This window comes from Mycobacterium intermedium (assembly GCF_002086275.1).
GTDB lineage: Bacteria > Actinomycetota > Actinomycetes > Mycobacteriales > Mycobacteriaceae > Mycobacterium > Mycobacterium intermedium.
This window is the reverse complement of sequence record NZ_MVHT01000002.1, coordinates 65,050-78,756: the sequence shown is the minus strand read 5'-3', so window position 1 is coordinate 78,756 and position 13,707 is coordinate 65,050. Positions and strand designations below refer to the sequence as shown.

Genomic DNA, 13,707 nt, shown 5'->3' with positions numbered 1-13,707 from the left:
GGCAGGATGAAGCGGTGAGCATCGCGTCCTGGCCGGCCCCAGCCGTACGGTCCCCGGTGCATGCAACCGTCACCGTCCCGGGCTCGAAATCGCAGACCAACCGGACGCTGATCCTGGCGGCGCTGGCCGCCGCGCAGGGTTCGGGCAGCTCGACCATCTCCGGCGCGCTGCGCAGCCGCGACACCGACCTGATGATCGGCGCGCTGAAGACGCTGGGCCTGCGCGTCGACGGCGAAGGCACCGAACTCGAGGTCAGCGGCCGAATCGAACCGCAACCCGAGGCCCGGGTGGATTGTGGGCTGGCCGGCACGGTGCTGCGTTTCGTCCCGCCGCTGGCCGCACTGAGCGCCGTCCCAGTCACGTTCGACGGCGACGAACAAGCCCGGGCCCGGCCCATTGCGCCACTGCTGGACGCGCTGCGTGGGCTCGGCGTCCCGGTCGACGGGACCGGTCTGCCGTTCCGGGTGGCAGGGAGCGGATCTGTCGCCGGCGGCACGGCAGCCATCGACGCGTCGGCGTCGTCGCAGTTCGTGTCGGGCCTGCTGCTGTCGGCCGCGTCGTTCACCGACGGACTGACCGTCGAGCACACCGGTTCGTCGCTGCCGTCGGCACCACACATTGCGATGACGGTGACCATGCTGCGACAGGCCGGTGTCGATGTCGACGACTCGGCGCCCAACCGATGGCGGGTGCGGCCCGGCGTGGTGCAGGCACGCCACTGGCAGGTCGAGCCGGACCTGACCAACGCGGTGGCATTCCTGGCCGCCGCCGTCGTCACGGGCGGCACCGTCCGGATCACCGGATGGCCGACGGTCAGCGTCCAACCGGCCGACCATATCCTGAACGTCTTGCAAACCCTGAAGGCCGTTGTAACGCAGCCTGATTCGTCGTTGGAGGTGCAGGGCTCGGAACAGTACGGCGGCTTCGATGTCGACCTTCGCGACGTCGGTGAGTTGACGCCGACGGTGGCGGCGCTAGCGGCCCTCGCCGCTCCGGGATCGGTGTCTCACCTCACCGGCATCGCGCACCTACGCGGCCACGAAACGGACCGGCTCGCCGCCCTCAGCACCGAAATCAACCGCCTGGGCGGCACGTGCGAGGAAACGCCCGACGGACTGGTCATCACCGCGACCCCACTGCGGTCCGGAGTCTGGCGAGCCTACGCCGATCATCGGATGGCGATGGCCGGGGCGATCGTCGGGTTGCGGGTGCCTGGCGTCGAAGTCGACGACATCGGCGCCACCACCAAGACCTTGCCCGAGTTCCCACAGCTGTGGGCCGACATGGTGCGAGGCTCCGACACTTGAGACCCGGCGACTACGACGAGTCCGACGTCAAGGTCCGCTCCGGCCGAGGTTCACGCCCCCGGACCAAGACTCGTCCGCGACATGCCGACGCGGTAAAGGCCATGGTGGTGAGCGTTGACCGCGGCCGCTGGGGCTGCGTGCTCGGTGGCCAGCCCGACCGCCGGGTCACCGCGATGCGGGCGCGCGAACTCGGCCGGACCCCGATCGTCGTCGGCGACGAGGTCGACCTCGTCGGCGATCTGTCCGGGCGGCCCGACACCCTGGCCCGCATCGTGCGACGCGGCGAACGGCGAACGGTGTTGCGGCGCACCGCCGATGACACCGATCCCACCGAACGAGTGGTCGTCGCCAACGCCGATCAACTGCTGATCGTGGTGGCGTTGGCGGATCCGCCGCCTCGGACCGGATTGGTGGACCGCGCGCTGATAGCCGCCTACGCGGGTGGCCTGAGGCCGATCCTGTGCCTGACCAAGACAGACCTCGCCCCGCCCGAGCCGTTCGCCAAGCAATTCGTCGATCTGGACCTGAACGTGGTCACGGCCGGTGTCGAAGATCCGCTGCTCTCGGTGGCGGATCTGCTGCGTAACAAGATCACCGTGTTGCTCGGCCATTCCGGGGTTGGCAAGTCGACACTGGTGAATCGCCTTGTCCCCGCGGCCGATCGCGCGGTCGGTGAGGTCACCGAGATCGGGCGGGGGCGACATACCTCCACGCAGTCGGTCGCTCTGCCCCTGGAAGGGGGCGGCTGGGTGATCGACACCCCGGGCATCCGTTCCTTCGGTTTGGCGCACATCGAGCCCGACGACGTGCTGATGGCGTTCTCCGACCTGGCTGAGGCGGTCGAGGACTGCCCGCGCGGCTGCGGGCATATGGGGCCGCCGGCCGACCCCGAGTGCGCGCTGGACACGCTCACCGGCACCGCGCAGCGCCGCGTCGCCGCAGCCCGCCGACTGCTCGCCACCCTCAGAGAGGCTTAACCCCCCGGCGAGCGTGCGTGTCGGTACAGCGACACGCCGTCGCGGCCGGCATTTTGCGCACGGTCGCGCTGGACGCTGGACGCTGGACGCTGGGCGCTGGGCGCTGGGCGGTCAAGCCTTGACCAGTCGCATGCCGAGCTCCCCCGGCGGCACTAAATGCCCTTCGGTACACCGCATTTCAACTTCGGCATCGGAACCGCAACCCAGATGGGTGAGCCGCAGCCGATGGCGGCCCGGCAGATGGCGCTGCCCCCACTGGAACATCGACCAGACCACCGGCATGAAGTCGATGCCGGCCTCGGTGAGCACATACTCGTCGCGGCTGCGCTGCCCCGGCTCCTGATAGGGCCGACGGGTCAACAGGCCCAGGTCGACGAGTTCGGCCAGCCGCGCCGACGTCGCCGCCTTGGTGATGCCCACGCGGCGAGCGAAGTCGTCGAACCGGGTGGTGCCGTAGTAGGCCTCGCGCATGATGAGCATGGCGGATTTGGTGCCGACCACCGTCATCGTCTTCTCGATCGCACACTCCCCCACCGCCGACCACGCATCCCGGTCCGCCAGCCGCCCCTGCAGCATTGTCACGTAGATCACCTCCGATCTGGGTTGTTTTTAGTATACCCAGGTGTTTACCTAGGTATAGAGCTGAATACTCAGCTTGCGACTCAAGGAGGAGTTATGTCCCGTGACGCCGTGATCGTCGGCGCTGTCCGCACCCCCATCGGCAAAGGCAAGGCCAACGGCGCGCTGCACGACGTGCTGCCCGCCGACCTGCTGGCGCACAGCCTGCGCGAAGTGGTGGCCCGCACCGGCGTTGACCCGGTACAGATCGACGACGTCATCGCCGGCGCCGTGACCCAGGTCGGCGACCAGGCGGTGAACATCGCCCGAAACGCCCTGTTGGGGGCGGGTTTCCCGGAGTCGGTCCCCGGAACCACCGTGGACCGGCAGTGCGGCAGCAGCCAGCAGGCCATCAGCTTCGCCACCCAAGGCGTGATCGCCGGCGCCTACGACGTGGTCATCGCCGGTGGCGTGGAATCGATGAGCCGAGTCCCGATGGGTAGCTCGGTGCTGCCGGGCAGCAACCCGTTCGGTGCGGACATGGCCCGGCGCTACCCGGACGGCCTGGTACCGCAGGGGATCAGCGCCGAACTGATCGCGGCCAAGTGGGGCTTCTCGCGCGCCCAGCTCGACGAGTTCTCCGCCGCCAGCCACGAGAAGGCGGCCCGGGCCACCAAGGAAGGGCTGTTCGACAACGAGCTGATCCCCATCGCCGGCTTGACCACCGACGAGATCGTCCGGCCGGGCACGACGGTCGAAACGCTGGCCAATCTCAAGCCGGCGTTCTACAGCGAGGCAGCCGCGGCGCGCTTCCCCCAGATCAACTGGCACATCACGCCGGGCAACTCGTCACCGTTGTCCGACGGCAGCGCCGCGGTGATGATCACCAGCAGCGAGTACGCCAGGCAGCACGGCCTGCGCCCGCTGGCCCGCATCCACACCGCGACCGCGGTCGGATCCGACCCGCTCTACATGCTGACCGGCGTCATTCCGGCCACCGAGAAGGTGCTGCAACGCGCCGGGCTCACCCTGGCCGACATCGACCTGTTCGAGGTGAACGAGGCCTTCGCCCCGGTTGTCCTGGCGTGGGCACACGACGTCGGTGCTGACCTGGCCAAGACCAATGTCAACGGCGGGGCCATCGCGATCGGGCACCCGTTGGGAGCGAGTGGCGCGCGCATCATGACCACATTGGTCAACGCGCTCGAGCAACGCGGCGGGCGGTACGGCCTGCAGACCATGTGCGAGGGCGGCGGCATGGCCAACGCCACCATCATCGAGCGCCTCGGCTGACGACGATCGAGACTGGGCGCCCCCGCGGCGCCCAGTTCCCGGCCCAACGCAGGACGGAGAGGCATGCGATGACACGGATTCTGGTGACGACCGCCAACGGCGATACCGGACGCCCCATGGTCGAATACCTACTCGAGCGCGGGCTTCAGGTCAGGGCGATGGTCCGCCGGGACGACGCTCGCGCCCAACGCCTTCGCGATAGCGGTGCCGAAGTCGTGTTCGGCGATCTGCTCAATCTTCGCGATGTCCGCGCGGCCCTGGACGGCGTACAGCGCGCCTACTTCAATTTCCCGGTCGGCGAGGGACTCGTCGAAGCCGCGGTCATGTTCGCCCAGGCAGCCAGGGAGCACAACCTGGAACTGATCGTCAACATGTCGCACATTCAGTCGCGACCACAGGCGCACAGCAAGGCGACGCAAAACCATTGGCTCGCCGAGCAGATCTTCGACTGGTCAGCAGTGCCGACAACCACTTTGCGGGTCACGTTCTTCATGGAATGGCTGACCTACATCGCCGGGTTGATCCGATGCGGCCGCTACGTCTTGCCCTACGACGCCGACAGCCGCTTCGCCCCGATCGCCGCACGAGACATCGCCCTCACCGCCGCGACCATCCTTTCCGATCCCGAGCAGCACGGCGGGCACACTTACACGTTGACCGGGCCGGTCGAGTACAGCCACCAGGAACTCGCCGCCGAGGTCTCCCGCGTGCTCGCCAGGAATCTTCCGTACGAACGTGTCACCGCCACAACGTTTCTCGATCTGCTCGGAATCCCGGACGACACGGCCAAGCTGCGGCACTTCGAGGCGGTGACGATCGACCAGCGAGAGGGGCGCCTGGCCGGGGTAAGCGATGCGGCCCCGACGATCATTCAACGCCCACTGGCCACGGTAGAAGACTTCATCAACGAAAACCGATCCATGTTCTATGACGCGCGAAAGGCATTGCTGTGACTACTGTTCGAGCTGCCGCAGTACAACTGAGTCCGGTGCTGTACAGCCGGGAAGGCACCGTGGCAAAGGTGGTCGCCAAGATCGCAGACCTGGGCGAACAAGGAGTCCAGTTCGCCACCTTCCCCGAGACGGTGATCCCCTACTACCCGTACTTTTCCTTCGTCCAGCGTCCCTTCGAAATGCGCTCGCAGCATCTGCGATTGATGGATCAGGCGGTGACGATGCCGTCGCCGGAGGTCGATGCAATCGGCGCCGCAGCCAGAGCCGCCAACATGGTGGTTTCCATCGGCGTTACCGAACGCGACGGCGGTTCGCTGTACAACACGCAGTTGTTGTTCGACGCCGACGGCACATTGGTTCAGCGCCGTCGCAAGATCACACCGACCTACCACGAAAAGGCGATCTGGGGGCAGGGCGACGGCAGCGGATTGCGGGCGGTCGACAGCGCGGTCGGCCGGATTGGGCAGTTGGCGTGCTTCGAACACTTCAACCCGCTGGCCCGTTACGCCCTGATCGGTGACGGCGAGCAGATTCACTCGGCGATGTGGCCAGGCTCGTTCGGCGGTGACCTGTTCGCCCAACAAACCGAGATCAGCGTGCGCAACCATGCCTTGGAGGCGGGCGCCTTCGTCGTCAACGCCACGGCATGGCTCGACGCCGACCAACAGGCACAGATCATGGCCGATACCGGCAGTCCGGTCGGACCCATCTCGGGTGGCCATTTCACCGCGATCATCACCCCCCAAGGCGAGCTTCTTGGTGAGCCACTGCGCTCAGGCGAGGGCGCGGTGATCGCCGACCTCGACCTGTCTTTGATCGATACCCGCAAGGTGCTGATGGATGCCGCCGGCCACTACAGCCGTCCTGAACTGCTGAGCCTGCGGGTCGACCGCACGCCCGCCGCACAGATCCACGTCGAAATCCAGGAGGCCGACTATGTCCACGTCTGAAACCCGATTCCAGGGCGTGCGAGTGCGTTACGAGAGCACCCAGAGCTACGACGAACTCGTGGCCGCGTTGCTTGCCGACATCGGCGAACGCCCAGTGCCGTTCGACAAGGTCCAACAACCGGCGCTCAGCTGGGAGTCCCTTGAGCAGCAGCTCCAAACCTACGTCGGACCAAGCGGATTCATGCTGTTCGCCCTGATCGACCACGGCGCGTGGATCACCAAGGCCGGTATCGACCGCAAGGTGCTGCGCGTCATGCTCGGCAACCCGCTGATCGCGATAACGATGCTCCGCAACGACGTCACCGCGGGCCTGTTCGCCCCTGTCGAACTCTTGGTCCTCGACGAGCCCACCGGCAGCAGCCTCACCTACGTCAAACCCTCGTCGCTGATGGTGGTCGAAGACAACCCCGAATTGCTCGCCGCCGCAGAAAAACTCGACGCAAAGCTGGCGGCGCTGGCCGCCAAGGTGACCGAGAGTTAAGGCAGCCCGAGGATCTGCGCCGCCTGCTCGGGCGTCGCCACCTCGCGGCCCATGCTCTGACAGAGACTGACAGCCTCGGCCACCAACTCAACATTGGTCGGCGTGCGGTTGCCGCGATAGAACTCCAGTCCCAAGTGCAGGTGTCCGCCGCGTTCGAGCGCCAGCCGGGCCATCGGACTGGCGCAGAGGTCCCCGCCGACGACGGAGACGGCCCACGGAATGTCACATCCGTCAAGCAATTCCAGGTAGGCATCGAGAGCGCGTTCCGTTGGGGGCAGACCGAACGGCGCGCCCAAATACCCGTTCTCGGTGGAGAAGTACAACTTGACCATCGCCCCCTGCGGTAACTTGCCGGCCCGCCACCAGGCCAGCGTGGCACGCAGGAAACCGGGCTCATAGATCGCCAGACTGGGGCCCAGCTTCGCCTGACGGCAGATGTCGAAGGCCCGGTCAATCGTTTGAAACGAGTTGCGGTAGACGAAATCTCCCACCGGCACGCCGTCGGTGCCGGAGCCGCCGAGGTTTACCGACCCGGGATCGGTGAGGCCTACGCGCATCCCGGCCGCGGCGAGCGGGATGAGGTGTTCGTACGAGATTGAATAACTCTCGTCGAAGTGGATCGTGGGGTACAGCAGGGCGTCCGGCCGGGCGGCGAGGATCGGTCGCCAGGCTTCGAGGTAGCGCTCGGCGGCCTGCTGCACGCTGGCGCCGGGCAGGTCGATGTGATTGTGGATGATCGCCGCGCCCGCCGCCATGCAGGCCAGCGCATCCGCGCTGATCTCCGAAGGTTCAACCGGCACATGGGGATTGGTCGCCTTCGAGGTCAAACCGTTGATGGCGCATTCGATGACGACAGGAGTCATGCGGGAGGACTCAGAGCCAACCGGTGCGGGCGGCGGCGACCGGCTCGGCGGGCATCGGCGCCAATTCACCATTCCACACGCCGTCCAGCATCCGTTTCACGGTCGCGACGATCTCCGGTGCCGCCGCGGCAAGCCCCGTCAGGTCGGCCGCGGGAACCCCGTCGGGGTCGACACCGGCCCGAGCCAGCACCGCGGCCGGGTCGGCCAACTCGTTGGCCAACCAGGAGACCGGGTCCGCGGACAGCTCCGGGACGAAATGCCGGCGCCCGGGCTCCCAACCGTCGAACCGGGGGTGGTGATGCGCGCGGTCCAGGGTCCCGGGTGGGCTTTCGGTGGATTCGAAGAGATCCACCCGCCACACCGGGCGTCCGAAGCCGATGGGGATTCCCGCGTAGATCGACCCCTGGGGCTCGTCCCGGTCGACGAGGCGGAGTTCGAGTCTGACTCCCCGTTCCGGTGTTTCCTGGCCGGTCATCGGGGAGGGGTCGACGAAGAACATGTCGCCGACGACAACACCGAGGGATTCGAAACCAAAAGCTGCGAGCACGTCATAGAGCGTAGTCCCGGTCGCCGCGCAGGGCGCCGGGCGCGCTCGCCGGCACCGCGGGGTTCCGGGGAGGCACTGGAGGGATGCGGACATAGCCGGAGCCGAGCGGGGGGCGCGGGTCCGGCTCACCCTTGTTGGGCCACAGCGACGTGGCGCGCTCGGCCAAGGCGGTGATGGTGAGCGACGGGTTCACGCCCAGGTTCGCGGTGATGGTGGAGCCGTCGATCACGTGCAGACCGGGGTATCCGTGCATCCGGTGATACGCGTCGACCACGCCGTCGTCCGCGGTTTCGCCGATCACGCAGCCACCGATGAAGTGTCCCGTCATGGGGATGTCAGCCAGGTCTGCCCAGGCGCCGCCGGCGATCCCGTCCAGGTGATCGGCCGCGAGACGGGCGACCTTGTGGCCGACCGGAATCCACGTCGGGTTCGGCTCGCCGACGCCTTGGCGTGTCACCATGCGCCGGCCGAACAGCCAGCGCCGGGTGAAGGTGGTGAGCGAGTTGTCGTGGGTCTGCATCACCAGCAACGGGATGGTCTGCTCCGACCAGTGCCTGGGGTTCAGCAAACGGGGCAGGTCTCGTCGTTGTCGCACAAGCTCTTTCACTCCGGCCCGCCATCGGCCGCGTCGTTTTCCGGCGCCCGCCACGCCGTCGACCAGAACCGTCCCCAGCAACCCCATCAGATTGGAGTCGTGACCGTACCGGCACGGCTCCACATGGGTGTGGCCGTCCGGGTGGATCGACGAGGTGATGGCCACGCCCTCGGAATAGTCGACCTCGTCGCCGCGAGCCCGCACGGCGAGGATGGCCTCTGAGTTGGTCCGCGAAAGTTCGCCGAGCTTGGGCGAAATGTGTGGCAGGCTGCCCCGGTCGCGCAGCTTGTGCAGCAACCGCTGGGTGCCGAGCGCGGCCGCCGAGAAGACCACCTGTTCGGCGGTGAACGTGCGCCGACGCCGACGGAATTTGCCGCCGGTACGACGGGTGACGACGTCGTACCCACCGTTGGCACGTGGCTGGACGTCGACGACGGTGGTCAGCGGATGAACCTCCGCGCCGAGTCGCTCGGCGAGGTACAGGTAGTTCTTGACCAGCGTGTTCTTGGCGTTGTGCCGACATCCCGTCATGCACTCGCCGCAGTGCCGGCAAGCGTTGCGGTCCGGTCCGGCACCACCGAAGTACGGGTCGCCCACCGGCGCGCCCGGTTTGGCCAGGTTTCCGTCCACATCGCTGAAACACACGCCGACGCGGGTGGCGTGGAACGAGTCCGCGACGCCGAGATCGGTGGCGATCTGCAACATCACCTTGTCCGAAGGCGTTGTGCGCGGGTAGGTTTCGACGCCGAGCATCCGAGTGGCCTGGTCGTACCAGGGTGCGAGTTCGTCCTTCCAATCGGTGATCCCGCTCCAGCGCGGGTCGGCGTAGAAGGAGTCGCCGGGTTGGTAGAGCGTGTTCGCATAAACCAGCGAGCCGCCGCCCACACCCGCGCCGCTGAGCACGACGGCGTCGGAGAGCAGGTCGATGCGCTGGATGCCGTAACAGCCGATGGAGGGCTTGAAGAGGTAGTCGCGGATGTGCCAGTTGTTCTTGGCGAAGTCCTGATCGCGGAACCGTCGGCCCGCCTCGAGAACGCCTACGCGATAACCCTTTTCGCTGAGACGCAGCGCGGTGACGCTGCCGCCGAAACCGGATCCGATGACGAGCACGTCGTAATCGAACCGGCCATCAGAGTTCACGCACCAACCTCTTCCGGCTGAAATTTCGGCAGAACCTCCAGGTAGTCGTCAAGGATAGCCGCGCGGGTGCGGCGCTGATACTCGTGGACCAAGCCGGGCCAGTTCGTGGTTACCCGACCCGAAGCGGTCCGGTACCAAGAGCTGCACTGGCTCCAGACCCCGCGCTCCAAGCGGGACTGGATCTCCGCGTCGTACATCTCCGCCACGGAGCGCCACACCTCGAATGCCCGGCCGGTGCCGCGGCGGGCCAACTCCTCGACGATCTGGCGGATGTAGCCAGCCTGCTGCTCCATCATCAAGATGATCGAGCTACTGCCGAGATTCGTGTTCGGGCCGTAGATCAGGAACATGTTCGGGAACCCGGGTACCGCGATGCCGAGATGGGCGCGCGCACCATCGGCCCATTCGGCCTGCAGGTCCAGTCCGTTGCGGCCGGTGACCGTCATCGGGGCGAGGAACTCGGTGGCCTTGAACCCGGTGCCGTAGATGATCACGTCCACTTCGTGCAGCCGGCCGTCGGCGGTGCGCACGCCGGTCGGCGTCACCTCGACGATGTGTTCGGTCTCGACGTCGACGTTGTCGCACGCCAACGCCGGGTACCAGTCGTTGCTGAACAGCACGCGTTTGCAGCCGATGGGGTAGTCGGGTGTGAGCTTGGCCCGCAGCACCGGATCCTTGATGTGGTGCTTAAGATTTGCCGCCGCAAGGCCCTTCAGCACCCGGGCCAGCGGGGCGGCCTTGACCAGGGCTAAGCCCATGAACTCGCTGAGCTCCCAGATCACGCCGCGCATGGCGGCCGCGAATCCGGGCACACGCTGGAATGCGCCGTGGTGTGCCGGGGTGTAGGCACGGTCCGGCTTCGGGATCACATACGGCGCGGATCGCTGGAAGACGGTCACGTGGCCGGCCGTCTCCCGGATGCGGGGGACGAATTGGATCGCCGATGCCCCGGTGCCGATCACCGCGATGCACTTGCCGGTGAGGTCGACGTCGTGGCGCCACTCAGCCGAATGGAAGGACGGCCCCGAGAACGAGTCCAGCCCCGGAATCCCAGGGAATGCCGGCCGCGACAGCTGCCCCACCGCGGGTATCAGAACGTCGGCCTCGTAGGTGTCGCCGTTCGAAGTGGTCACCCGCCACGTGACGGTGCTGTCGTCGTACTCCGCGGAGGTGACCTCCACCCCGGTACGGATTAAGCCCCGCAGGCCGAACCGGTCGGCCGTGTCGTTGATGTAGCTCAGGATGTCGGGCTGCTCGGCGTACCTGCGCTTCCAGTCGTTCTTTCGGGCGAACGAGTAGGAGTACAGGTTCGACGGAACATCGCAAGCGGCACCGGGGTAGGTGTTGTCCCGCCACACGCCGCCGATGTCGTCGGCCTTCTCCAGCACCGTCACGTCGGCCAGGCCGTCCTTCGACAGCTCGTAGGCGGCGGCCAGCCCACCGAAGCCGGCACCGATCACCAGTACGCGGGGACGAGTATTCGAGCTCATAACCCCAAGTTATGAGGGGTAACGCGGCAGCCACAGCACATTACGGACGCCAAATCCATAATTTCGGCCACGATGGCAGGGCGGCCGCTCAGACAGCGAGCGAGCGGGCGCGCGGCGCCACCGAACGCTGATAGCGAGCCGGGGTCGTGCCCGTCCACCGTCTGAAGGCGGCGATGAAACTCGTCGCCTCGGCGTACCCCAACCGCAGCGCGACGTCCTCCACCGATAGCGCGCCGGTGGCCAGCAGCTCCTCCGCGAGCACGCGGTGCACCTCCTCGACCAAGTCCCGGAAGCTGGTGTTCTCCTCGGCCAGCCGACGCCGCAGCGTGCGTTCGCTCATCGCCAGCTGCCGGGCGACGCTGGTGATCGTGTGGGGCTTGCCGTCGATCGACGCCAGCCGATCCCGGACTTGGCGGGCCACGCCGGTGCGCTGCCGCCGCCGTTCCAGCAGGGCCTGGCACTGCTGCTCGCAGATGGCCACACTCAGCTCGCTGGCTTGCGGTAGCCGGTCGCCCAGCAGGTCGGCGGGCAATCCGGCCACGTTGGCGGGCGCGTCGTAACGCGGTGTCACGCCAAACATCTCGTGAGCCTCGCTGTCGCCGGAAACCGGTGCGGGACTTGCAAATTCGATGCGGGCGAAAGTAACGGGGTGGCCCACCAGCTCCGCCATGACCTGGGCGATCGCCGCCATGTCCCGTCGCACCAGGAAATCGGCGACGGGACCGGTCAGGTCGGGCAGGTCGAGACGCAACGCCGCGACCGAGTCTTCCAGCGTGACCGTTGGCAGGCAGAAGCCGTAGCTCAGTTCATAGAACCGCGCAGCGAACCGGACGGCGTCGCCCAGGGTCGAACTGGTCAGGCAGGCGAAACCGAAGATGCCGAACGAACCGACGTGATAACTGCGACCCACCCGGACGCCCAGGTCAGCCGGCCCGAACTGGTCACCGAGCAGGTTGACCAGGTTGGTCGCGACCGCCAGCTCCTGACGCCCGAAGATCATCCGGTCGGGATCGTGCAGGTCGGCCTCGGACAGGCCGGATCCCTCGAGCACGTCCGCGACCGTCAGCCCATGCTGGCGGCCGAATTCCATCATCAGTGCGACGCTGCCGGTATTCCTGGGGAAGTCCCAGTGGGACACCTGCTGCCCAGCGAATACCTGCACACGTTTCAGTATGCATCCCCGCGCGAAGGTGTTCTCAGGGTTGAATATTCGCCAAGGTCGCCGCGAAGGTCGCCGAGCCGCCGAAGAACTAGGCCGCCAAGTCGTCGTCTGAACCCGCGCGGCGCCGCTTCGCGGCCTTCTTGTCACGCCGCCAGCCACGCACGGTGGCGATCGCCGTCTTGAGGCCACGCCGACGACCGGTGGCCGGGTCGGGACCGGCGAAATCGGCTTCTAGTTGGGCGAACATCCGCTCGCTGCGAGTCTCAGGCGCATCGTCGGCGTTGTCGCGCAGGTACTTGTTGGGCAACGACAGTTTGGCCAGCGTGCGCCACGTCTTCGCGTACTGCAGCAGGAAATTGCCTGTGGTGTAAGGCAAGTCGTACTTGTCGCAAACCTGGCGGACCCGCACCGAGATCTCGTGCAGCCGGTTGCTCGGCAGGTCGGGATACAGGTGATGCTCGATTTGGTGACACAGGTTGCCGCTCATGAACCGCAGCGCCGGGCCGGCTTCGAAGTTGGCACTGCCGAGCATCTGGCGCAGGTACCACTGGCCCTTGGTCTCGCCGATCATGTCTGTCTTGGTGAATTTCTCGGCACCGTCGGGAAAATGGCCGCAAAAGATGACGGCGTTGGACCAGACGTTGCGGATCACATTGGCCGTCGCATTGGCTGTCAACGTGGACCGGTAGGTCGCGCCGGGCGACAACGAGGTCAACGCCGGGAACGCGACATAGTCCTTCACCACCTGGCGGCCCGCCTTGGCAAGGAATTCGTCGATGCGTTGCCGGGCGTCCTCGTGGTCCATCCGCTTCTTGACGATCTTGCCGATCTCCACGTGCTGCAGGCCCACGCCCCACTCAAAGAGCAAGGCCAACAACGTGTTATAGACCAGATTGAAAAGGTTGAAGCGCTTCCAAGGCTGATCGCGGGTGACGCGCAGCAGGCCGTAGCCGACGTCGTCGTCCATGCCCAGGATGTTGGTGTACTTGTGGTGCACGAAGTTGTGGGTGTATCGCCAGTGCTTGGCCGACCCACTCATGTCCCATTCCCACGTCGACGAATGGATCTCGGGGTCATTCATCCAGTCCCACTGGCCGTGCATGACGTTGTGGCCGATCTCCATGTTCTCGATGATCTTGGCCACGCCCAGCGTCACCGTGCCTGCCCACCAGGCCGAACGTCGCGAACTGGCGGTCAGCAGCAACCGTCCACATACGTCCAAGGCGCGCTGTGCGGCAATGGTGCGGCGGATGTAGCGGGCGTCGCGTTCGCCAAGAGAGTCTTCGACGTCCTGGCGGATAGCGTCCAATTCAAAGGCCAGGCTTTCGATATCGGCATCCGTCAGATGGGCGAATACGTCGACGTCTGTGATCGCCATCGTGTTTATCTCC

Annotated in this window: 13 protein-coding genes; 6 read left to right on the top strand and 7 right to left on the bottom strand. The window is 66.5% G+C overall.

The genetic code is table 11. From position 1 onward, the window contains the following. Positions 1–20 precede the first annotated feature (20 nt). Entirely contained in the window at positions 21–1,307 is a 1,287-nt protein-coding gene (gene aroA / locus BST27_RS01045) for a 3-phosphoshikimate 1-carboxyvinyltransferase (protein ID WP_079219565.1), read from the top strand. After that, positions 1,304–2,284: a ribosome small subunit-dependent GTPase A gene (gene rsgA / locus BST27_RS01040; RefSeq protein WP_069419013.1), complete on the top strand. Its 981-nt coding sequence runs from the start codon at positions 1,304–1,306 to the stop codon at positions 2,282–2,284. Before aroA ends, rsgA begins: the two co-directional genes overlap by 4 nt. A gap of 111 nt (positions 2,285–2,395) precedes the next feature. Here the strand turns inward: rsgA and BST27_RS01035 are convergent, their stop codons facing one another. Continuing rightward, on the bottom strand, positions 2,396–2,866 hold the full coding sequence (locus tag BST27_RS01035) for a winged helix-turn-helix transcriptional regulator (protein ID WP_069419073.1): 471 nt from the start codon (positions 2,864–2,866) through the stop codon (positions 2,396–2,398). Positions 2,867–2,959: 93 nt separating this feature from the next. Between BST27_RS01035 and BST27_RS01030 the strand changes: the two genes are divergently transcribed. From BST27_RS01030 to BST27_RS01015, 4 genes are all read left to right on the top strand, one after another. Continuing rightward, complete coding sequence (locus tag BST27_RS01030) at positions 2,960–4,135, top strand: thiolase family protein (RefSeq protein ID WP_069419012.1); 1,176 nt, start codon at positions 2,960–2,962, stop codon at positions 4,133–4,135. A gap of 68 nt (positions 4,136–4,203) precedes the next feature. Next, the gene (locus tag BST27_RS01025; RefSeq protein ID WP_069419011.1) at positions 4,204–5,088 is read left to right on the top strand and encodes an NmrA family NAD(P)-binding protein; all 885 of its coding nucleotides are present in this window, start codon (positions 4,204–4,206) and stop codon (positions 5,086–5,088) included. Further along, positions 5,085–6,038, top strand: a complete 954-nt coding sequence (locus BST27_RS01020) for a carbon-nitrogen hydrolase family protein (protein ID WP_079219557.1) — start codon at positions 5,085–5,087, stop codon at positions 6,036–6,038. Before BST27_RS01025 ends, BST27_RS01020 begins: the two co-directional genes overlap by 4 nt. Next, positions 6,025–6,519, top strand: coding sequence for a DUF302 domain-containing protein (locus tag BST27_RS01015; RefSeq protein ID WP_069419010.1), 495 nt, complete (start codon positions 6,025–6,027; stop codon positions 6,517–6,519). Before BST27_RS01020 ends, BST27_RS01015 begins: the two co-directional genes overlap by 14 nt. On the opposite strand, the gene BST27_RS01010 is transcribed toward BST27_RS01015, so the two are convergent. The 6 genes from BST27_RS01010 to BST27_RS00985 all read right to left on the bottom strand — a co-directional run bounded on the left by BST27_RS01010 (position 6,516) and on the right by BST27_RS00985 (position 13,694). Continuing rightward, positions 6,516–7,382, bottom strand: coding sequence for a beta-keto acid cleavage family enzyme (locus BST27_RS01010; RefSeq protein ID WP_069419009.1), 867 nt, complete (start codon positions 7,380–7,382; stop codon positions 6,516–6,518). The two genes, BST27_RS01015 and BST27_RS01010, sit on opposite strands and share 4 nt — an antisense overlap. A gap of 10 nt (positions 7,383–7,392) precedes the next feature. Next, the gene (locus BST27_RS01005) at positions 7,393–7,929 is read right to left on the bottom strand and encodes a hypothetical protein (RefSeq protein WP_069419008.1); all 537 of its coding nucleotides are present in this window, start codon (positions 7,927–7,929) and stop codon (positions 7,393–7,395) included. A gap of 1 nt (position 7,930) precedes the next feature. Next, positions 7,931–9,664: a GMC oxidoreductase gene (locus BST27_RS01000; protein ID WP_069419007.1), complete on the bottom strand. Its 1,734-nt coding sequence runs from the start codon at positions 9,662–9,664 to the stop codon at positions 7,931–7,933. Next, positions 9,661–11,154, bottom strand: coding sequence for a flavin-containing monooxygenase (locus tag BST27_RS00995; protein ID WP_069419006.1), 1,494 nt, complete (start codon positions 11,152–11,154; stop codon positions 9,661–9,663). The genes BST27_RS01000 and BST27_RS00995 overlap by 4 nt, the downstream gene beginning before the upstream one ends. An 88-nt stretch (positions 11,155–11,242) precedes the next feature. Beyond that, the gene (locus BST27_RS00990) at positions 11,243–12,316 is read right to left on the bottom strand and encodes an AraC family transcriptional regulator (RefSeq protein ID WP_069419005.1); all 1,074 of its coding nucleotides are present in this window, start codon (positions 12,314–12,316) and stop codon (positions 11,243–11,245) included. Between the two features lie 88 nt (positions 12,317–12,404). Then, positions 12,405–13,694 (bottom strand): fatty acid desaturase family protein, encoded by a 1,290-nt coding sequence (locus BST27_RS00985; RefSeq protein ID WP_069419004.1) that lies wholly within the window; start codon positions 13,692–13,694, stop codon positions 12,405–12,407. Between the last annotated feature and the right edge of the window lie 13 nt (positions 13,695–13,707).